This is a genomic window from Desulfomicrobium salsuginis, from assembly GCF_054657795.1.
Map to the genome: position 1 here is coordinate 270,991 of NZ_BAAHYA010000002.1, position 18,532 is coordinate 289,522.

At 65.5% G+C, this 18,532-nt stretch carries 19 protein-coding genes and 1 tRNA gene; 4 read left to right on the plus strand and 16 right to left on the minus strand.

What is annotated here, in order from left to right:
- Positions 1–26 precede the first annotated feature (26 nt).
- The 5 genes from ACYQ3G_RS08455 to ACYQ3G_RS08475 form a co-directional block, all read right to left on the minus strand.
- Positions 27–1,652 carry a hybrid sensor histidine kinase/response regulator gene (locus ACYQ3G_RS08455; RefSeq protein ID WP_459824774.1) on the minus strand — a complete coding sequence of 542 codons (1,626 nt, stop codon included), beginning with the start codon at positions 1,650–1,652 and terminating at the stop codon, positions 27–29.
- A gap of 1 nt (position 1,653) precedes the next feature.
- Entirely contained in the window at positions 1,654–2,136 is a 483-nt protein-coding gene (locus ACYQ3G_RS08460; RefSeq protein WP_459824776.1) for an adenosine-specific kinase, read from the minus strand.
- Positions 2,137–2,161: 25 nt separating this feature from the next.
- Positions 2,162–2,632: an outer membrane lipoprotein gene (locus ACYQ3G_RS08465; RefSeq protein ID WP_245578365.1), complete on the minus strand. Its 471-nt coding sequence runs from the start codon at positions 2,630–2,632 to the stop codon at positions 2,162–2,164.
- Between the two features lie 129 nt (positions 2,633–2,761).
- On the minus strand, positions 2,762–3,700 hold the full coding sequence (locus ACYQ3G_RS08470; protein ID WP_459824780.1) for a hypothetical protein: 939 nt from the start codon (positions 3,698–3,700) through the stop codon (positions 2,762–2,764).
- A complete protein-coding gene (locus ACYQ3G_RS08475) occupies positions 3,697–4,911 on the minus strand; it encodes an L-serine ammonia-lyase (RefSeq protein WP_459824782.1) in 1,215 nt (404 codons plus the stop codon). Before ACYQ3G_RS08475 ends, ACYQ3G_RS08470 begins: the two co-directional genes overlap by 4 nt.
- Before the next feature lie 132 nt (positions 4,912–5,043).
- Between ACYQ3G_RS08475 and ACYQ3G_RS08480 the strand changes: the two genes are divergently transcribed.
- Both ACYQ3G_RS08480 and ACYQ3G_RS08485 read left to right on the plus strand, forming a co-directional pair.
- A complete protein-coding gene (locus ACYQ3G_RS08480) occupies positions 5,044–5,298 on the plus strand; it encodes an HP0495 family protein (protein WP_459824785.1) in 255 nt (84 codons plus the stop codon).
- Between the two features lie 154 nt (positions 5,299–5,452).
- Positions 5,453–5,528, plus strand: a tRNA-Lys gene (locus ACYQ3G_RS08485).
- 126 nt (positions 5,529–5,654) lie between these two features.
- On the opposite strand, the gene ACYQ3G_RS08490 is transcribed toward ACYQ3G_RS08485, so the two are convergent.
- Positions 5,655–6,338 (minus strand): PEP-CTERM sorting domain-containing protein, encoded by a 684-nt coding sequence (locus tag ACYQ3G_RS08490; RefSeq protein WP_459824787.1) that lies wholly within the window; start codon positions 6,336–6,338, stop codon positions 5,655–5,657.
- A 410-nt stretch (positions 6,339–6,748) separates the two neighbouring features.
- Positions 6,749–7,924: a multidrug effflux MFS transporter gene (locus ACYQ3G_RS08495; protein ID WP_459824790.1), complete on the minus strand. Its 1,176-nt coding sequence runs from the start codon at positions 7,922–7,924 to the stop codon at positions 6,749–6,751.
- Between the two features lie 146 nt (positions 7,925–8,070).
- Here ACYQ3G_RS08495 and ACYQ3G_RS08500 point away from each other — a divergent pair, with 146 nt between their 5' ends.
- Positions 8,071–8,541: a hypothetical protein gene (locus ACYQ3G_RS08500; protein ID WP_459824792.1), complete on the plus strand. Its 471-nt coding sequence runs from the start codon at positions 8,071–8,073 to the stop codon at positions 8,539–8,541.
- Between the two features lie 18 nt (positions 8,542–8,559).
- On the opposite strand, the gene ACYQ3G_RS08505 is transcribed toward ACYQ3G_RS08500, so the two are convergent.
- From ACYQ3G_RS08505 to ACYQ3G_RS08515, 3 genes are all read right to left on the minus strand, one after another.
- Positions 8,560–9,528, minus strand: a complete 969-nt coding sequence (locus tag ACYQ3G_RS08505; RefSeq protein ID WP_459824795.1) for a bile acid:sodium symporter family protein — start codon at positions 9,526–9,528, stop codon at positions 8,560–8,562.
- Positions 9,529–9,672: 144 nt separating this feature from the next.
- Positions 9,673–10,008, minus strand: a complete 336-nt coding sequence (locus tag ACYQ3G_RS08510) for a hypothetical protein (RefSeq protein WP_459824798.1) — start codon at positions 10,006–10,008, stop codon at positions 9,673–9,675.
- A 284-nt stretch (positions 10,009–10,292) separates the two neighbouring features.
- On the minus strand, positions 10,293–11,240 hold the full coding sequence (locus ACYQ3G_RS08515) for a hypothetical protein (protein ID WP_459824800.1): 948 nt from the start codon (positions 11,238–11,240) through the stop codon (positions 10,293–10,295).
- A gap of 229 nt (positions 11,241–11,469) precedes the next feature.
- Here ACYQ3G_RS08515 and ACYQ3G_RS08520 point away from each other — a divergent pair, with 229 nt between their 5' ends.
- The gene (locus ACYQ3G_RS08520) at positions 11,470–12,822 is read left to right on the plus strand and encodes an APC family permease (protein WP_459824802.1); all 1,353 of its coding nucleotides are present in this window, start codon (positions 11,470–11,472) and stop codon (positions 12,820–12,822) included.
- 79 nt (positions 12,823–12,901) lie between these two features.
- On the opposite strand, the gene ACYQ3G_RS08525 is transcribed toward ACYQ3G_RS08520, so the two are convergent.
- From ACYQ3G_RS08525 to thiM, 6 genes are all read right to left on the minus strand, one after another.
- Positions 12,902–13,834 carry an ABC transporter substrate-binding protein gene (locus ACYQ3G_RS08525; RefSeq protein WP_459824804.1) on the minus strand — a complete coding sequence of 311 codons (933 nt, stop codon included), beginning with the start codon at positions 13,832–13,834 and terminating at the stop codon, positions 12,902–12,904.
- A 731-nt stretch (positions 13,835–14,565) separates the two neighbouring features.
- Positions 14,566–15,315 carry an ABC transporter permease gene (locus tag ACYQ3G_RS08530; protein ID WP_459824807.1) on the minus strand — a complete coding sequence of 250 codons (750 nt, stop codon included), beginning with the start codon at positions 15,313–15,315 and terminating at the stop codon, positions 14,566–14,568.
- Positions 15,312–16,091 carry an ABC transporter ATP-binding protein gene (locus ACYQ3G_RS08535; RefSeq protein ID WP_459824810.1) on the minus strand — a complete coding sequence of 260 codons (780 nt, stop codon included), beginning with the start codon at positions 16,089–16,091 and terminating at the stop codon, positions 15,312–15,314. The genes ACYQ3G_RS08530 and ACYQ3G_RS08535 overlap by 4 nt, the downstream gene beginning before the upstream one ends.
- Positions 16,091–16,909, minus strand: coding sequence for a bifunctional hydroxymethylpyrimidine kinase/phosphomethylpyrimidine kinase (thiD, locus tag ACYQ3G_RS08540; protein ID WP_459824812.1), 819 nt, complete (start codon positions 16,907–16,909; stop codon positions 16,091–16,093). The genes ACYQ3G_RS08535 and thiD overlap by 1 nt, the downstream gene beginning before the upstream one ends.
- On the minus strand, positions 16,906–17,541 hold the full coding sequence (gene thiE / locus ACYQ3G_RS08545; protein WP_459824815.1) for a thiamine phosphate synthase: 636 nt from the start codon (positions 17,539–17,541) through the stop codon (positions 16,906–16,908). The genes thiD and thiE overlap by 4 nt, the downstream gene beginning before the upstream one ends.
- Complete coding sequence (gene thiM / locus ACYQ3G_RS08550) at positions 17,534–18,349, minus strand: hydroxyethylthiazole kinase (protein ID WP_459824817.1); 816 nt, start codon at positions 18,347–18,349, stop codon at positions 17,534–17,536. Before thiM ends, thiE begins: the two co-directional genes overlap by 8 nt.
- Positions 18,350–18,532 lie beyond the last annotated feature (183 nt).

Genomic DNA, 18,532 nt, shown 5'->3' on the forward strand with positions numbered 1-18,532 from the left:
GGGAGCCGCCAAGGCAATGCGTGGCGTCAGATTTTGCGGGGTGGGCGGGACAGGCAGTGGCGCAGAGCCCGGCCCAGGGACCCCAAATCCACGGGCTTGGAAATGACCCGGCAGACCCGCGCGGGACGAACGGTCAGTCCGAGAGTGGGGGAGGCCGAAACCAGCACCACCGGGGCCTGGGACCCGGCCGCGCTCAGGGCCGCGCACAGATCCTCGGTCTGTCCGGCGGTGACGTCTTCGGTCAGCACGAGGTCCAGGCGACCGGGCTCCGCGGCGACGGTTTCGACTCCCCGCCCGGGGCTGTCGGCCGGGATGGGCTCGTAGCCGAGTCTGGACAGGCAGGCGCAGGTCGCGGCCCGGACTTCGGGGTCCGACTCGACGACCAGGATGCGCTCGCCGCAGCCCATGATTTCGGGAGGCGCCGCAGCCTCGGCGCTTTCCGTGGGCGCATGGGGGCTGGCCGGCAGGCAGACCTGCACAGTCAGGCCGCCGGATTCGTTGCGGGAGAAACGCAGCTTGCCGCGCAGGGTCTTGACGATCTTCTGGGTCACGAAGAGCCCCAGGCCCGTGCCCTCGTCCTTGGGCTTGGTGGTGAAGAAGGGTTCGCACAGCCGCGGCAGGTCCTCGTCGGGGATGCCGGGTCCGTTGTCGGACACGGTGATGACCGTCAGCACGCTATCGGGATCGGTGACGAGAAGCTTCGGTTCCTGGTCCGAGTGTCGGCGGACCGTGATCACGATGCGCGGGCCCAGTGATCCGGCCAGGGCGTGCACGGCGTTGTTGGTCAGGTTCATGAGGATCTGCTGCAGGTGCACGGGATCGCCGAAGAGGGCGCCCGGCTCGGGGTCGAGACTCGCTTCGATGGCGATGTGCTGGGGCGTCGTGCCGCGGATGATCTCCAGGGCCTCGAGCATGGCGTCGCGGATGGGGAAGCGCGTGAACTCCTCATGCATCTTGCCCGTGAAGTGCAGGACGCTGCGGATGAGGGACGTGCCGCGCTGGCAGACGCGCAGGATGCGCTCCAGGTCCTCCTGGTCCGGGGCCTCGCCGGCTTCGATGGTCCCGCGGACAAGCTCGGCCGAGAAGACGACGGAGGACAGGATGTTGTTGAAGTCGTGAGCCATGCCGCCGGCGATGGTGCCGATGATGCCCAGCTTCTGCTGTTTGAGGAACTGATGCTCCAGTTCTAGGTTGGCCTTCTGCAGTTCCAGGGTGCGCTGCTGGACCTGGCGCTCCAGGCCAAGGCGGTATTCTTCGTTCTCGCGGATGAGCGCCGCCCGCTCCAGGGCCTTGTCCACGGCATGGTTCAGGACCGTGGGCGAGACGATGGGCTTGACGAGATAGTCCCAGGCCCCCAGGCGCAGGGCCTTGACGGCCTCGTCCAGGCCGCCCTCGCCGGAGATGACCAGGACCGGCACGCGATCGATGACGTCGGACAGGTGCGAGAGAAGGTCCAGGCCGTTCATGACCGGCATCTTCAGATCGACGATGAGCAGGTCCGGCCGGCGGGCCCGGAAAAGGTCGAGGCCCTCCAGGCCGTTGCCGGCCTGCAGGACCTCGAATCCGCGTGACTTGAGCACCGTGCCGGTGGTGGCGCGGACGAACGCGTCGTCGTCCACCACCAGAACGGTCGTGGGGCGTGTCTCGGGCATCCTAGAACTTGTAGCCGATCATGCGCAGGAGCTTGGCGCGTTTGGCCTTGTCCTCGTCGGTCTCCACGCCCTTGGAGGCGAAGCCGTCGACCACGCCGATGATGCCGCGCCCCTGGTCCGTCTGGGCCACGATGGCCTGGACCGGGTTGGCCGAGGCGCAGAAGAGGCGCACGACCTCGGGCACGTTCTGGATCGTGTTGACGACGTTGATGGGGTACATGTCGCGCATGAAGAGGATGAAGCTGTGCCCGCATGACAGGGCCTGGGCGTTTTCGGTGGCCAGCTGGACCAGTTCCGGGTCCGTGCCGGAGGTGCGGATCAGGCAGGCGTCGGAGGCCTCGCAGAAGGCCAGGCCGAACTTAGCTCCGGGCACGGTGTTGACCATGGCCTCGTGCACGTCCTCCACGGTCTTGATGAAGTGTGACATGCCGAGAATCATGTTCAGGGACTGGGGGTTCTTGATCGGGACGATGGTCAGCTCCATCGGATGCTCCTTGGTGTGGAATTGGCTACTTCTGGACCCTGGACGACCCGTCGCTGGAGCGCAGCACGCGCACCCGTTCGCCGGGCGAGAACTGGACATCTGCTTCCTGCACGATGGACAGGACCTGCCCGGTGTCGAGTTCGACCATGATTTCGAGGCCGTTGCGCCTGGTCAGGCCTTCCTCGGACACGGCGCCCACGGCCGCGCCGCCCAGGGCGCCAATCACGCCGCCAACGACCCGTCCTGCTCCGCCGCCGACCTGGCTGCCGAGGACGCCACCGGCCACGCCGCCGGCCACAGTCCCGAGGCCGCTCTGGGTGCCCTCGATCTGGACGCTGCGGACTTCACGCACCGTTCCGTAGTTGACCGTCATTTCCTGCCGCGCCTGGTCGCGGGAATAGACCTGCCCGGACCGGCTGGATGCGCAGGATGCCAGAAACCCTGTTCCGACAAGCAGAACGAGGGCGATGATGCACGTCATGTTGCGTTTCAGCATTGTTCGCTCCTTGGTTTTGGTGATCGGAAATGTCCGGCGTTCATGCGCTGCACGGCCGAAACGAACCATACTCCATAAGTATAGGCGCTTGGCGAGGCGGGTCAAGGCAAGCCCCTGCTGCCGGGAGGCTCACTGGCCGGGCATGGCAGGCTGCGCGGACTGGCCGACCCTGTCGCTTGGCCGCAGCGCGTCGTGGAGCACGTTCTCGGGGTCGGCGATGTTCTTGGCCCGCAGCACCTTGAGGAGCTTTTCATAGAGCGTGTCGAGGTCCACGTACTGGGCCACGGACTTGTACTCCGGCAGGGTCAGCACCGAGGAGTAGACGGGCAGATTGTCCGCATCGTGGCCGTTCAGGATGACGAAGGAGAACGCGCGTTCGCCCTGTTCGAAATCCAGCTTGAACTCCTTGATGTCGGTGTTGGTGATGGTGCTCAGGTTGGAGATGGACTTGGCCCGGGCGAAGATGCCGGTCAGGATGCGCAGGCTGTCCTTCTTGACTTGGGCCAGGGCTTCGCGTTCGGACAGCTCGATGAGCAGGATGGACTTGTTCAGTTCGTAGTAGAGGTCCTCGAAGATGTCGTGCTGCTTGAGCTCGTCGTAGAGGGTCTCGAACTCCGTGTGGTTGATCTTGCGGAAGTGGGCCATGTCCGGGCGCTCGTTCTCGACGGCCTCGAAATCCTCGCACACGTAGGGCACGATGGACGTGGTCTCGTAGAGGTAGAATTCCAGACCGATGGACCCTTCCTCGTCAAGCATGGCGGACACGGACAGGTCAGCCAGCAGGATGCCGCCGTCGATGTCCAGGCCGTAGCCCTCGTAAGCCTTGCGCAGTCTGGCGTCGGAGGCGTCGATGACGTAGTTGTAGATGGGGTAGGCCAGGCCGTCCTGGTCGTGGATGGCCAGCTCCTTCCAGGTTGAAAAGCGCGTGGCGACCATGTGCTGAAAAACCTTCTTGATGAATTTTTTCAGGCACATGGTAAAGAGCTTCAGTTCCTTGGCCCGGGAATTGGGCTCGTCGGATTCCTTGCCGGACGGCAGCTCGTCGAAATCTTCCTCTTCTGGCTTCATGCGTTTCCTCGTTTTCGTTCGCCGTAGGCCTTGGCCAGGCCCCCGTGGGATGTCTCCCGGTACAGGCTCGGCAGGTCGTGCCCTGTCTCTTTCATGACTCGCACCACTTCGTCAAAGGGGATGCGGTGGGAACCGTCGGACAGGAGCACCATCTGCGCGATGCTCATGGCCTTGGTCGCGGCCATTGCGTTGCGCTCGATGCAGGGGATCTGGACCAGCCCGCCCACGGGGTCGCAGGTCAGGCCCAGGTGGTGCTCCAGCCCCATCTCGGCGGCGTACTCGATCTGGCGGATGGTGCCGCCCATGAGCTGGGCCGCGGCCGCCGCGGCCATGGCGCAGGCCGAGCCGACCTCGCCCTGGCAGCCGACCTCGGCCCCCGAGATGGACGCGTTGTTCTTGATGACCAGGCCGATGAGCCCGGCCGTGGCCAGGGCCTGGAGGATGGCCCTCGGGCGCGATTCCATGGTTTCCTTCAGGTAGCGCAGCACCGCGGGCAGGACGCCGCTGGCCCCGCAGGTCGGGGCCGTGACCACGGTGCCGCCGGCGGCGTTCTCCTCGGACACGGCCAGGGCGTAGGCGGCCAGCAGTCCCGTGCGGCGCAGTTCGGCCCCGCCCAGGATGGCCTTCTGCTGGTACGAGCAGGCCTTGCGCGCCAGGCCCAGGCCGCCGGGCAGCACGCCCTCGGTGGTCAGGCCGCGCTCGATGCAGTCCTGCATGGTGCCCCAGACGGTCTGCAGGAAGTCCCAGACTTCCTCGCCCTCGTGTCGGGCCACGAACTCCCAGTAGGTCATGCCTTCCTCGGCGCACAGGTCCATGATTTCGGCCAGGGTGTGCAGGGGGTAGACTTCGGGCGGGCGGCTCGACACGTCGTCGTCGCGCAGGGCGCCGCCGCCGATGCTGAAGACGGTCCAGGAATCGATGACGTTGCCGTCGCCGTCCAGGGCCATGAAGTCCATGGCGTTGGGGTGTTCGGGGCGCCGCAGGCCCGGGGACCAGACGATCTCCACGGGCAGGGGGGCCAGGGCCTGGGTCACGGCCTTGTCCGTGAGGTGTCCCTTGCCCGTGGCGGCCAGGCTCTCGTAGAGCACGACGCGGAAACCCGCGGCCTGGGGCACGCGGGCCCGGAAACGCTCGGCCGCCAGCTTGGGGCCCATGGTATGGCTGCTGGAGGGGCCGGCCCCGATGCGATACAATTCCCGGATGGATTCCATCCGCACCTCGCAAAAAATTGTGGTTGACCGGTCGAAAAAACCTGGGCCATGGAGTGCGTCACGGGCCGAAGTGCCGCGGGCGCTGGCCCTTGGACTAGCCGTACCGCACAAATCCGTCAACAAGGAGCCGAAATGAAACGACCGGAACTCGAGTTCCCGCTCCACTGGGAATACAAGATCATCGCCGTGCGCACCGAGGTGGCCTTCGCCGCCATCTGCGAGGTCATCCGCAGCCATGGCTTCGAAGAAAGGCCCGCGGCCAGCAATGTCTCGCGCAACGGGTCCTACGTGACCTACACCGTGCGCATGCGTCTCGAAACCCGCGAGGTCCTGGACAGCCTGAGCCAGGCCCTGGCGGCGTGCGAGGGCGTGAAGTATTTGCTGTAGAAAATCGCGGGAGAGGGGAAAAACGGTAATGTGACAAAAGGTCTTTTTTTCCGCTTGACGAGCAACGGGGAAAACCGTAGAAGCCTCTTCGTTGTCGGCGCGAAACAAGTTTGTATAGCTAATATATTGACATGCTTCGCCTATTCCGACCTGTGGGCCAATAGCTCAATTGGTAGAGCATCTGACTCTTAATCAGCAGGTTCAAGGTTCGATTCCTTGTTGGCCCACCAGCTGCAAAAACAAGCCCCGCCGAGGAAACACTTCGGCGGGGTCTTTTGTTTGGTCTGCGTCTTGCCGTCGGGGCGTGGAAAACGGCAGTCCCGGAATTGCCGTTATTGCCTGGCCAGATTCATGGGTCAGCCCAGCTTCCGCCTCATCCCGGCAACGGCCAGCAAGCCCAGGCCGAGGAGGAGCATGGTGGAGGGTTCAGGTACGGTTGGCGGTTGCTCGCCTGCGCCTACAACGCCGACTGTGAAGCCATGCCAACCTTCCGAGGTGTGAGTGAATGAGATGGCGCTGTATGTGCCCGGCAATCTGATCACTCCGTGAACTTCGCTGTCCCCGAAAAAACCGTCCTCGTCGACATTGAGAATGGGCGTCCCGCTGCCCCAGTAACCCTGGCCGTAGCTAAGAATCTCTATCGGCACTCCGAAATCGACGGTGTTGCCGTTCCAGCTCACCAGTGCGATCAGGGGGTCAAGTACCGCCTCGGAAAATGTGATGTTGACGGTTCCCCCCGTACCCAAGGCGATGATGTCAGAGGCCGGTGGCGCGTTGCCGACGACCGCTGAGATATACGGAGTCGATGGATTCCAGTAATTTGTATCCCCTATCCCTCCTGTCTGCGCAAAGCTGTAGACGCCGGAAAACGCGACGTTGATCGCTCCCGACCCTGGGTCAAGGGTGCCGAGCACGCCGGGATCTCCCGTTGTTACGCTTGTCCAATCCGTCCAGTAGACGGTACCCGCGAAGGCGAGAGATGTTGAGAGAAGTATTGCGCAACTCATTAAAATGCTTTGAAATATTGACTTTTTATTCATGGCTCACACCTCCTTGCCGGTGTCATGATAGGAATGTGATGCATCCGGCATACCACTGCGGTAACCTGCTTATTCGATTCATCTCTTCGATTTTAATTATTTTTTTCGTCTGACAAGGTGTAAGCAATCTCGACACTAGAGTCGTCGCCGCGAAGGTGATTCAAAAAATAGGATGCTATTTCGAGATGATGAATTCGGGGGTGGGTGTAAAAAATGCAGACATAGCCAGCCATGCAGAAGAGACGCCTGTCGATGACCGAATGTCGTCCAGAGAGAGTCGGGGGGACGTTTCGGAATGGTCCGTCGTCCCCCATCGTCTTGAAGGCCGCCGAAGCATTGTACGTAAAGGAGGGGACGTGGCGTGGCGGGTGCGGCACCGTGGCCGGTTTGCTTGAAGGGTGACGGGAGGGCTACTTTTCCCGCGTCCGTCCCAGCCTCGGCAGCAGCGCCAAAACCAGGGCGCTGGTGGCCACGCCGACCAGGGCCAGGGTCAGGATCTTGTTGTCCCAGGGCAGGGCGATGAACCACATGGCCGTGGCGCCGCCCACGAAGTAGGTGAACATGATCAGCGACGCGGCCGAGCCCGCGTCCTGCCGGACCTGTTCGAGCAGGAAGTTGCTGCTCGGCGGACGCGTCATACCCAGGCTCATGGTCAGGGTCGCCATGGGCACGGCCATGCCCCAGGGGCCCAGATTCGAGCAGAAGGCCAGGGCCACGGCTCCGGCCAGGATGCCGCAGTAGCCCATGATGATGATCTTGAATCCGGGCACGTGCCGCTTGAGCAGGCGGCCGCAGATCCAGAAGCCGAGCATGAGCGCCGCGGAGTTGAAGGCGAAGAAGTAGCTGTAGACCTGTTCGCTCAGGCCGAAGTGGTCGATGAAGATGAATGCGGACCCGCCGATGAAGCAGAAGAGCGGGGTCATGCCGAGGGCGATGAGGGTGCACAGCGTCATGAAGCGCAGGTTCGAGATGAGCTTCACATACGCCTTCAGTACCTGCCCGAGGCTGCGCCCCGTAGCCGGCGCGGGCTCCTTCAGTCGCCACACGCCCCACATGGACACGACGCCCAGCACGACCTGGGTGTAGAAAATGACCGGCCAGCCCGCGACGTTCAGGATGAGCCCGCCGAGCACCGGGGCCAGCATGGGCGCCAGGGACACGATGACGGCCATGTGGGCCATGACGCGCTCGCGCTCGGCCCCCTCGAAGCAGTCCTTGGTCATGGCCAGGGACAGGGTCGCGGCCGAGGCGGCGCCCATGCCCTGCAGGACGCGGCCGGCCACGAGCATCCACGGGCTGTCGGCCGCGGCGCAGACCAGGCAGGCCAGAATGTAGATGGATATGCCGGCCATGAGTACGGGCTTGCGGCCGTAGCGGTCCGAGATGGGGCCGTAGAAGAGCAGGGACAGGCTGAAGCTGACGAAGAAGGCCACCAGAGTCAGGTTGATGGTCGCCTCGGTGGTGTTCCACAGGGCCGTCAGGGATGGCAGGGCCGGTAGATACATGTCCGTGGACAGGGGCGGAAAGGCGGCCAGTAGGGCCAGGATGAGCAGGGCTCGGATTTTGGTCGGGGCTGATGTTGTCATGGTCGTAGTGTGGTGAAAGGGTGAGGGGCTGCCCTACTCCGCAGCCCGCTGGCAGGCAAGAAAAAAGCCTTTGCGCTGCATTCCGGCCTTCTGGAACGCGGCCTGCAAGAGACGGGACGCAAGGAACTTTTTTCCGGAGGCATCCCATGACCATCGCGCCCCTGGCCGTTCTCGGCATCGCCAACGCGGCATTCTCTCTCATCGGCTCCCTGGCCGACGCAGTCAGCCGTCCCGACCCAAGGCCTTCACAAGCCACGCAGCAGGCGTATCCCCAGGCCCAGGAATCCGTCTGGCACCAACTCGGCAAGGGCATCGACGTCCGCGCCCTGACGCGGGACGAACTGGCCGCCGTGTCGCAGCAGCTCTACCGCAGCGGGGCCATCGGTCTGAACGACCACGCCGCCATGAGCCTCGACCCGAGCTTCGCGGGCACCGCCGAACTGCTGACCTCGCCCGACGGCAGCGGCCGGGTGGACTGGGTGGCTGAATTCCAGGCCCGCCTGGCCCGCCATCTGGAGCAGGGCGACGAAGGCTCCGCCGCCCAGGACCGGCGCGTTCTCGACATCCTGGGCCGCCTGCAGGCCGGCGGCAAGGGCGTCACGTCCATCAGAGTCTGAAACGGCAAAGTTTGCCCGTCACCGCTCAAGCCCGGGCGCCTTGCCGCCTGACGGCTCTCCCTCGTCACCGCTCCCGTCCCTTGTCCATATCCGCGCCAGGGTCATCCCGGCCAGGTTCTGCCACAGACTGAAGATCGCCCCGGCTAAAGCCGCGCCCGGTCCGAAAAACGTTCCGGCCAGGGCCACGGCGAGCCCCGAATTCTGTATCCCGACCTCGATGGCGATGGTCCTGGCGGCTTGCCGCGTGCCGCCCATGGCCTTGGTGCCCCAGTAGCCGCAGAGGAAACCGAGCCCGTTATGCACGACTACGGCCAGCATGACCAGGGCCGGAAACTGCAGGATGGTCTTCTGGTTCAGGGCCATGACGCAGGCGATGACGGCGGAGATCGTCAGCACGGAGATCGATGGGAAGATGCCGATGACCCCGCTCAGCCGATTGCGCAGAAGCCTGCGCAGCACGAGTCCGTCCAGGAGGGGGAAGAGCACGATCCAGAAGACGGACCGCACCATGGCCCAGAAGTCGACCTCGACCCGCGCGCCGGCCAGCAGTTCCACCAGTGCCGGCGTAAGCAGCGGGGCCAGCAGCGTCGAGGCCAGCGTCATGACCACGGACAGGGGTACATCGGCGCGGGCGAAGTAGGCGACGACGTTGGAGGCCGTGCCCGAAGGGCAGCAGCCCACCAGAATGACGCCCAGGGCCGCTTCGGTCGGGAGGCCCAGCGCCAGGCACACCGTCCAGGCGATGGCGGGCATGAGCACATACTGAAGCGTCACGCCCAGGCCCGCCGTGCGCCACTGCGTGCCCACGCGGACGAAATCCGAGAACTCCAGGGTCAGGCCCATGCCGAACATGATGATGCCCAGGCCCAGGGAGATGTGCGGCCTGATCCAGGCGAAAAGCGGGGGATGCAGAAGGGCCAGGGCGGAAAAGCCGACGGCCAGGGTCAGGAAGTGCCGTTCGACCCATCGGGCCAGGTTGCCAGGCATGGGAACTCCGGTGTCTTTTGGTTTCGGTCCCGGATGTGGCCCGGAACGGCGGGGCGCGTCAATGTCCGCGCAGGAAAAGAAGAAAAGAAACGGCGCGCCCTGATGAGACGCGCCGTGTTCCGGCAATCAGGGAAAGGGGCGGATTCAGATGATGTCTTTTCTGGGCTTGAGGGAGATGAGTTCAATACCGGCCTGGTACATGCCTGACCAGCCTCCCATCTGCTGGTTGCACCAGCGGACCATCCCGACCATGAAGTCCGGCCGCTCGTAGTCGATGGCGCCGGTCGTCTCGTCGCCAGGGAAGACCTTGATCAGCACATCCTCGACGGGCAACGGGTAATCGAGTTCAAGCAGCAGGCCGTAGGCGCTGTGGTTGATGATGCGGGCGGGGAAAGGCGAGTCGTAGGCTGGGGAGATGATTCCGCACCGTCTGAGGCTGGCCGAGCGCGGGTATTTTCTGTTTTCCGAGTTGTCCGACATGGTTGTCTCCGGCTGTTTTGACACAGGTGTGGCTCTCTGCATTCCCAGAGCATGCTGCCGCGAATTCTGCCGGGTCAGGAGTCGGGCCCGGCCGTGGGTCATTTTGTCAACGATTCGGTATCATTCTCTTTTCAAGTTGCCAATCCTTGTCTGACATTTTTCTCGCTGAGAATGTATATTCGAGGGCGAGGCACCCCCGTCAATTTCAGGAGGAGCAGAAACGCGGAAGGGCGATCATGTGCTGCGCATGATCGCCCATGAGACGTTGCCCCATGAAGGCAATTCTAGACCAGCGCGTCCAACGTTTCGGGCTGCGGTTCGGTTGTGGTCCCCGTGGCAGTTCCGGTCACGCTGCCGCCGATCATGGTGTTGTATATCTCCAGAAACTTGGCGTAGGCTTGTCCGTTTCCCCGCGGCGACGAAAGGGGCGGCAGGGCCTGGGTTTCCGCCACGCTCTGCCGCAAATCGGCCATGAGCTTCGTGAGTTCCGTGCGCAAATTGTCGTAAGCGGAGGGAACGGGCGTATCCGCAGGCTGATCCGGTGATTCGATCCCCTCCAGGTCCTGCGCCGCCGCGGTGATCGTGGTACTGAGGTCCTCGGTGTTCTCAACCGGCGCCTCGGCCTCGGCCGCGATGTCTGCAGCCATCTCCGGGATGGTCTCGGCTGCTTGATCGGCCCCCGGTTCGGTCGAAGGTTCCGCTGCCGGTTCGGCTGCCGGCACGGCGGGTTCCGCCAGGGACATCAGGGCGGTTTCGAGGGCGTCCAGCGCGCCGTTCAGGTCCATTTCCCCGCTGCGGAATTGAGCGAGGATTTCCTCGGCGTCCTGCTTGAAGCCGTCGGCCAGCGCGGCAAGGTCGTCCGCCGTCATGTCGACGGCTTCGAGCAACGTGGCCAAGGGCCCCTCGCTGGTGTCGCCGAGCTTGGCGATCACGTCCTGCACGCCGCTTTCCAGTTCCCGCCCGGCATTGGCGGTTCCCGCGGCCTGGAGTTCGTCGAAGAAATTGATGCGCAGGCGCACGTCCGCCACGCCCTTGAAGTGCTCTTCCTGCAGGAGGCGGATGACCCCTCTGGCGCCGCCGCCCTCTTCATCCGCAATCACCCCATCTACGGCCGACGGCCCGGCCTTGGTAGTTTCCCTGGCTGCATGCCTGGCCTCCTGGAAGCTCATGTTGTCCAGTTCCGGCCGGATATGTCCCCATCCCTGCGAATTTCCAGCACCATGCACGTTCATGGCCTTGCCTCCCCTGGAACAGATACTCGTACCATGTTACCTTTATCGGCATTGTGCGTGTTTTCTTTACCGCAGACGCCCCTCGCATTTGCCGTAGACATGGCGTTTACATTGTCCCGGCCATCGGGTAGGGCGCCCTTGTTTCGCGCGACGTTTTGAAATGTATTGTGAAATGAAAGTGTTATGATCGAAAATCGATAATGTGTTGTAGATCGTCAAGGAGCGTGCAGTGTCTCAGGAACTGAACAAGAAATTCGGTCTGTTCACCGCCATCGCCATGGTCGTGGGCATCGTCATCGGCAGCGGCGTGTTCTTCAAGGCGGAGAAGATTCTCACCGCCACGGGCGGGAACCTGCCGCTGGGCATCCTGTCCTGGGTCATCGGCGGGCTGATCATGATCTCCTGCGCCTGCACCTTCGCCATCATGGCCACCAAGTACGAGCGCGTGAACGGCATCGTGGACTACGCCGAGGCGGCCATGGGTCGAACCTACGGGTATTATGTCGGCTGGTTCATGGCCATGATCTACTACCCGACCCTGACCTCGGTCCTGGCCTGGGTCTCTGCTCGCTACACCTGCGTGCTCTTCGGCTGGGACATCACCGGCGGGCAGTGCATGACCATCGCCGGCTTCTACCTCGTGGCCAGCTACGCCCTGAACGCCCTTTCGCCCGTCCTGGCAGGGAAGTTCCAGGTCACGGCGACGGTCATCAAGCTCATCCCCCTGGCGCTCATGGCCGTGGTCGGCACCGTCTACGGCATGGGCAACGGCATGATCATGCGCAACTTCACGACCGTCGTGACCGAGGTCGAGCCCACCGTGGCCCTGTTCACCGCCGTGGTGGCCACTGCCTTCGCCTACGAGGGCTGGATCATCGCCACGAGCATCAACGCCGAACTCAAGGACTCCAAGCGCAACCTGCCCATCGCCCTGGTGGCCGGCACCTTCGGCGTCATGCTCGTCTACATCCTCTACTACGTGGGCCTGGCCGGCGCCGTGACCAACGAGACCCTCATGGCCGGCGGCCAGGAAGGGGCCAAGCTCGCCTTCGAGACCGTGTTCTCGAACCTCGGCGGGACGCTGGTCTTCGTCTTCGTCATCATCTCCTGCCTGGGTACGCTCAACGGCCTCATGCTCGGCTGCACGCGCGGCATCTACTCCATCGCCGCCCGCGGCGAGGGCCCGGCCGTGGCCATGTTCCGGCAGATCGACCCCGTCTCCAACATGCCGACCAACTCGGCCATCTTCGGCCTGCTGCTCTCGGCCGTCTGGCTGGTCTACTTCTACGGGGCCAACCTGACGGACCCGTGGTTCGGCTTCTTCTGCTTCGATTCCTCGGAGTTGCCCATCGTGTCGCTCTACGCCATGTACCTGCCGATCTTCGTGTCCTTCATGCGCAACGAAGGCGACCTGCCCGTGCTGACGCGCTTCGTGCTGCCGGCACTGGCCCTGTGCGGAAGCCTCTTCATGATCTACGCCGCCATCTACGCCCACGGCATGGCCGTGGTGGCCTACCTGAGCATATTCGCCGTGGTCATGCTGGCCGGTGTCGTGCTGGCGAAATCCAGAGCCCGGGCCTGACGGGCTGCGACGCATCGGGATGGCTGTGCATCCCCCGCACAAAGCGAAACCCCCGACCGATGGCCGGGGGTTTCTTTTTTCAGCGCAGTTCCACCGCCCACGATTCGAGGGGCGGCATCGTGGTGACGAGCTTCTCGCGCTGCAGGAACTCCGCGAAGCGCGTGTAGCGGGCCCGGTCCAGGGCGCCGGGGCGCAGGGCGAAGCGGGGCAGGGTGTCACGCCAGGCGCGGCGGTTCAGTTCGTCGTCCAGGCCGGCCCGGTCGCCGGAGACGAAGAGCTTCCAGCTCTCCTCGGGGTGGTTGACCAGGAACTGCACCCCTTCCTCCAGGGCGTCGACGAAGCGGCGCAGCCTCGGGTCGGCCGTGTTCTTGGACGCGGCCACGAGGATGAGCTCGTCGTAGGGCGGCACGCCGTGCTCCTCCACGAAGAAGGCCCGGCCCGGACGGCCTTCGATGTCCATCTGGTTCAGCTCAAAGTTGCGGAAGGCGCCGATGACGGCGTCGGCCTGGCCCGTGAACAGGGACGGGGACAGGGAGAAGTTGACGTTGACGAGCTTCACGTCGTCGAGGGTCAGGCCTTCCTGAGCAAGCATCGCCTTGAGGATGGCCGTCTCGAAGCCGCCGACGGAATAGCCGATGGTCTTGCCCTTGAGGTCGGCGATGGTCCTGATGGGGCCGTCCTTCATGACCACCAGGGAGTTGAGCGGCGTGGCGACCAGCGTGGCGATGCGCGTCAGGGGCAGGCCTTCGGCCACCTGCACCTGGTGTTGGTGCTGGTAGGACACGGCGATGTCGGCCTGGCCGGCGGCCACGAGCTTGGGCGGGTCGTTGGGGTTGGACGGGGCGATGAACTCCACGTCCAGGCCGCGCGCCTTGAAGAAGCCCTTTTCCTGGGCCACGAAGAGGGGCGCGTGGTCGGGGTTGACGAACCAGTCCAGGAGCACGGTCAGCTTCTCGGCCTGGGCCGTCGTGGCGAAGAGGAGGAGGGAGGCGAGGATGATGAGTTTTTTCATATTGCGTCCTTGTGGTTAAAGTTTTGAGGATGGTACGGAATTTGGGGGCGTGGCAGGGCGGCCACGCACCGGTTCACTGCGGTCCGGGGCCGCCACCCATCATTGCGAGGAGTCTTCGACGAAGCAATCCATCTTTTTGGGCAAACTGCGTACGTTGAACGCCACCTTGGTTCCGGGGCCGGGAAAAAGGAGGGCGGCAAGGCGGCCGCGTATCGGTCCGCTGCGGTCCGGGGCCGCCAAAACTCCTTCGCTGGCCTCGTACTGTTTTCCCGTCGCCGCTGCCGGACAAGCACCTGCACTTCGGGCGGAAGGCGACGGGAAAACAAACGATGCCCGGCTCAGTCAGACAGTTGCCGGCCCCGGACCGCAGCGAACCGACACGCTGGGGCGGTTCCTCGGGCGGTGCTGAGACGAAGATGGATCCCCGCCTTCGCGGGGATGACACCGATATGGGCCTTGGGGTGGAACCTTCGGATGCCGTCACTGAATCCCGCGCGTCACTCCGGAGTCATTCCCGCGAAGGCGGGAATCCATGCCTTTCCACTCGCGATCCTGCGCATCACCTCGGAGTCATTCCCGCGAAGGCGGGAATCCATGCCTTTCCACTCGCGATCCTGCGCACCACCTCGGAGTCATTCCCGCGAAGGCGGGAATCCATGCCTTTCCTTCCACTGCGTCGCGGGCTCCCCAATTCCGCGAGTTTGACTCGGGGAATTGGCGCACAGGTGTTTTCATTGCCTTGCATGCCTCGGCTGCCAGAAGACCAGCCTGTCCAGCAGCCGGTCCACGAGAAAATAGAGACTCAAGGACGCCGCCGCCAGGACGGTCAGGGCGGCGAACATGAGGTCGATCTGCATGCGGGCGTTGGCGTGCAGCATGAAGTAGCCAAGGCCCCGGCTCGAACCGACCCACTCGCCGACCACGGCGCCGATGGGGGCCACGGCCGTGGCCACGCGCAGGCCGGCGGCGAAGGACGGCAGGGCCGAGGGGATGACGATGCAGGTCAGGACCTTGAGGGGCCTGGCGTCCATGATGCGGGCCAGTTCCAGCAGGTCGGCGTCGGTGCGGCGCATGCCGGAGTAGAAGGACGAGGCCACGGGGAAGAAGATGATCAGCACGGCCATGGCCACCTTGGAGGCCATGCCGTAACCCAGCCACAGCACCAGGATCGGGGCCATGGCGAAGACCGGGACGGCCTGGCTGGCCACCAGCACGGGCAGCATCCAGCGCTTGAGCAGCGGCGAAAGGATCATGGCCAGCGCGGCCGAGGAGCCCAGGAGCGTGCCCACGGTCAGGCCCAGCAGGATCTCCGTCAGCGTCGCGCCCAGATGCCCGGCCAGGGCCGGCAGGTGCGCGGCCATGGCCCGGGCCACGGGCAGGGGGCCGGGCAGGATGTAGGGCGGGACCCCCGTCAGGGTGACCAGCAGCTGCCACAGGCCCGTGAGGCCGACCAGCAGGGTCAGGGGGCGCAGGGCCTTCATGCGGCCTCCGCGTTCATGAGCCGGGCCAGCAGCTGCGCATACAGGGCCGCCAGCTCCGCGCCGGGTTCCCGCGGCGTCGGTCCTTGGGGTTCGACGATCTCCATGACCCGCGCGGGGCCGCCGCCCAGGACGACGATGCGGTGCCCCAGGCGCAGGGCCTCCATGGGGTCGTGGGTGACCAGGACCACCGTGGCCCCGGAGGTCAGCTGTGCCGCCAGGTTCTGCAGGCGCACGCGAGTCAGGGCGTCCAGGGCCGAGAAGGGTTCGTCCATGAGGATGACCGGTCGCTCCTCCATCAGCGTGCGCAGCAGGGCGCCGCGCTGGCGCATGCCGCCGGACAGGGCGGCGGGGAGTTTGTCCTCGCTGCCGGCCAGGCCCGCCTCGCGGATGAGGGCCAGGGCCTTGTCCCGCTTTTCCGGGCACAACTCCCCGCGCAGCCTGGCGCCCAGCAGGACGTTGTCCAGCAGGGACAGCCAGGGCAGGAGAAGGTCGTTTTGGCTCATCCAGGATACGGCCGCGTCCGCGCCCTCCTCGAAGCGTACGGAGCCCGAAAAGGCGTAGTGCGGCGTCCCGGCCATGATCCTGAGCAGGGTCGACTTGCCGCAGCCGCTGGGGCCGAGGATGCAGGTCGTCCGCCCGCCCGGGATGGTCAGGTCGAGATCCCGGAAGATGGGCCGGCCTTCGAAATCGAAGGACAGGCCGGTCAGGGTGATGGCGGAGGCGCCGCGCGCCTGTGCGGGAAGGACCAGGTCGGGACGGTTTGAAAGCTCAGGCATCACGTGAAGAATTTGAAGAAGTGGTGCACGGGCCCGTGCCCTTTGCCGATGACGTACCCGGCGCCGGCGCGGATGGCGCCGCTGATGTACTCCTTGGCGTTGCGTACGGCCGTCTCCACGTCGTGGCCTTTGGCCAGGTTCGAGGCGATGGCCGAGGACAGGGTGCAGCCGGTGCCGTGGTTGTTGCGCGTGGGGATGCGCTCGCCGCGCAGGGTCACGATGCGGTTTTCCGGGCCGACGAGCAGCGTGTCGTCGCTGTCGCCCGACTCCAGATGCCCGCCCTTGACCAGCACGTTTTCGCAGCCAAGGGCCGCCAGGTCCATGACCGCGGCGCGGGCTGCCTCGGCCGTGTCGATGTCGCGGCCGAGCAGGACCGAGGCCTCGGGCAGGTTGGGCGTGATGAGGGTGGCCAGGGGGATGAGTTCGCGCTTCAGGGCGTCGATGGCTTCGTCCTGCAGCAGCTTGTCCCCGCTCTGGGCGACCATGACCGGGTCCAGAACGACGATGCGCACGCCGTGGCGCGTCAGGCCGGCGGCCACGGTGCGGATCAGCTCCGGCGAGAAGAGCATGCCGATCTTCACGGCGTCGGCCCCGATGTCGCCCAGCACCGCGTCCATCTGCGCGGCCACGAAGTCCACGGGCACGGCGTGGATGCCCGTCACGCCCTGGGTGTTCTGAGCCGTCAGGGCGGTGATGACGCTGGCCCCGTAGCAGCCGTTGGCGGCGATGGTCTTCAGGTCGGCCTGGATGCCGGCGCCGCCGCCGGAGTCGGAGCCGGCGATGGTCAGGACGCGCGCGTATGTCTTGGGCTGGTTCATGATTCCTCCCGAGCCTTGCGGATGATGGAGAGAAGCTCGGCAGCGGCCCTTTCGGGGTCGGCCGCCGAGACGATGGCCGAGACCACGGCGATGCCGTCGCAACCGGCCCGGATGACCTCGGCCGCGTTGGCCGGGCCGATGCCGCCGATGCCGACGACCGGCAGGGACACGGCCGCGCGGATGGCCGCCACGCCGCCCAGGCCCAGGGGCGGGGCCGTGTCGGTCTTGGTCGGGGTGGCGAAGACCGGGCTCACGCCGATGTAGTCGGCGCCCCCGGCCTGGGCGCGCACGGCGTCCTCCACGCACTCGGCCGAGACGCCGATGAGCATGTCCGAGCCCGTCAGGCGCCTTGCGTCGGCCAGAAGCATGTCGGTCTGGCCCAGGTGCACGCCGTCGGCGCCCACGGCTAGGGCCACGTCAACGCGGTCGTTGATGATGAGCGGCACGCCCGTCCCGGCCAGGATGTCACGCACGGCCCTGGCCTCGCGCACGAACTCCCGCGTGCCGCAGCTCTTTTCGCGCAGCTGCACGCAGGTCGCCCCGCCGGCCACGGCCGCCCGCACGATGTCGGCCGTGTCGCGGCCCAGGGACAGCCCGCGGTCCGTGACCAGGTAGAGGGAGAAGTCAGGCATGGCGCTCCTCGCGGATGCGGCACGAGGCCGCCAGTTCCTCGGGGGTGATGGCGTAGAGGGCGTCCAGGAGGTGGACCTGGAAGGAGCCGGGCCCTTCGGCCCTGGCCCCGGCGCGCTCCCCGGCCAGGCCGAGGAAGGCCAGGGCCGTGGCCGCGGCGCTCAGCGGGTCCGGGTCCACGGCGTGGAAGGCGCCGACCAGGGCCGAGGCCGTGCAGCCCGTGCCCGTGACGAAGGGCATGAGCGGGTGCCCGCCCTCGATGAAGAGCGCGCGCCGGCCGTCGGTGACGAGGTCCGTCGGGCCGGTGATGGCCAGGGTGACGCCGAGCTCCAGGGCCAGGCGGCCGGCCACGCGCGCGGCGTCGTCGACGGAGTCGCAGGAGTCGACGCCCTTGGTGGCCGCGTCCTGCCCGGACAGGGACAGGATCTCCGAGGCGTTGCCGCGCACCACCGAGACCTTCGTTTCGGCCAGGATGGTTCTGGCCGCGTCCGTGCGCAGCTTCGTCGCGCCGGAGCCCACGGGGTCCAGGACGATGGGCTTGCCGAGCTGCGTGGCTTTCCTTCCGGCCTTGAGCATGGACGCGACCCAGACGTCGGTCAGGGTGCCGATATTGAGCACCAGGGCCCCGGCGAAGGCGGCCATCTCCTCGACCTCGTTCGCGGCGTGGGCCATGACGGGGGAGGCGCCGCAGGCCAGCAGGGCGTTGGCCGTGGCGTTCATGACCACGAAGTTGGTGATGTTGTGGACGAGCGGCTTGTCCCGCCTCACGGCGGTCAGGTTCGCGGCGGCTCTGCGGGCCAGGTCGGACATGGGAATACCTCGCACTGCTAAGGATGGAAGCGGTGGAGGCGAGGACTGTGAGGGGGCGCCGGGAGACCCGGCGGACGTCTTGCAATTCCCTTCGCTGGCACGACCCAGATCAGGTTCAACGGGTATCATCTCAGGCTCCTCGCCACCCCTGCAAAAACTGCTTCCCGGCTAGGGCAAGCACGC

What these genes read in the sequence shown, in the direction of transcription:
- ACYQ3G_RS08510 (WP_459824798.1), bottom strand. Translation starts at nt 10,008, where the DNA reads ATGTCGGACAACTCGGAAAACAGAAAATACCCGCGCTCGGCCAGCCTC.
- thiM (WP_459824817.1), bottom strand. Translation starts at nt 18,349, where the DNA reads ATGTCCGACCTGGCCCGCAGAGCCGCCGCGAACCTGACCGCCGTGAGG.
- ACYQ3G_RS08515 (WP_459824800.1), bottom strand. Translation starts at nt 11,240, where the DNA reads ATGAACGTGCATGGTGCTGGAAATTCGCAGGGATGGGGACATATCCGG.
- ACYQ3G_RS08480 (WP_459824785.1), top strand. Translation starts at nt 5,044, where the DNA reads ATGAAACGACCGGAACTCGAGTTCCCGCTCCACTGGGAATACAAGATC.
- ACYQ3G_RS08470 (WP_459824780.1), bottom strand. Translation starts at nt 3,700, where the DNA reads ATGAAGCCAGAAGAGGAAGATTTCGACGAGCTGCCGTCCGGCAAGGAA.
- ACYQ3G_RS08505 (WP_459824795.1), bottom strand. Translation starts at nt 9,528, where the DNA reads ATGCCTGGCAACCTGGCCCGATGGGTCGAACGGCACTTCCTGACCCTG.
- ACYQ3G_RS08535 (WP_459824810.1), bottom strand. Translation starts at nt 16,091, where the DNA reads ATGCCTGAGCTTTCAAACCGTCCCGACCTGGTCCTTCCCGCACAGGCG.
- ACYQ3G_RS08465 (WP_245578365.1), bottom strand. Translation starts at nt 2,632, where the DNA reads ATGCTGAAACGCAACATGACGTGCATCATCGCCCTCGTTCTGCTTGTC.
- ACYQ3G_RS08530 (WP_459824807.1), bottom strand. Translation starts at nt 15,315, where the DNA reads ATGAAGGCCCTGCGCCCCCTGACCCTGCTGGTCGGCCTCACGGGCCTG.
- ACYQ3G_RS08495 (WP_459824790.1), bottom strand. Translation starts at nt 7,924, where the DNA reads ATGACAACATCAGCCCCGACCAAAATCCGAGCCCTGCTCATCCTGGCC.
- ACYQ3G_RS08525 (WP_459824804.1), bottom strand. Translation starts at nt 13,834, where the DNA reads ATGAAAAAACTCATCATCCTCGCCTCCCTCCTCCTCTTCGCCACGACG.
- thiE (WP_459824815.1), bottom strand. Translation starts at nt 17,541, where the DNA reads ATGCCTGACTTCTCCCTCTACCTGGTCACGGACCGCGGGCTGTCCCTG.
- ACYQ3G_RS08490 (WP_459824787.1), bottom strand. Translation starts at nt 6,338, where the DNA reads ATGAATAAAAAGTCAATATTTCAAAGCATTTTAATGAGTTGCGCAATA.
- ACYQ3G_RS08500 (WP_459824792.1), top strand. Translation starts at nt 8,071, where the DNA reads ATGACCATCGCGCCCCTGGCCGTTCTCGGCATCGCCAACGCGGCATTC.
- ACYQ3G_RS08475 (WP_459824782.1), bottom strand. Translation starts at nt 4,911, where the DNA reads ATGGAATCCATCCGGGAATTGTATCGCATCGGGGCCGGCCCCTCCAGC.
- ACYQ3G_RS08455 (WP_459824774.1), bottom strand. Translation starts at nt 1,652, where the DNA reads ATGCCCGAGACACGCCCCACGACCGTTCTGGTGGTGGACGACGACGCG.
- ACYQ3G_RS08460 (WP_459824776.1), bottom strand. Translation starts at nt 2,136, where the DNA reads ATGGAGCTGACCATCGTCCCGATCAAGAACCCCCAGTCCCTGAACATG.
- thiD (WP_459824812.1), bottom strand. Translation starts at nt 16,909, where the DNA reads ATGAACCAGCCCAAGACATACGCGCGCGTCCTGACCATCGCCGGCTCC.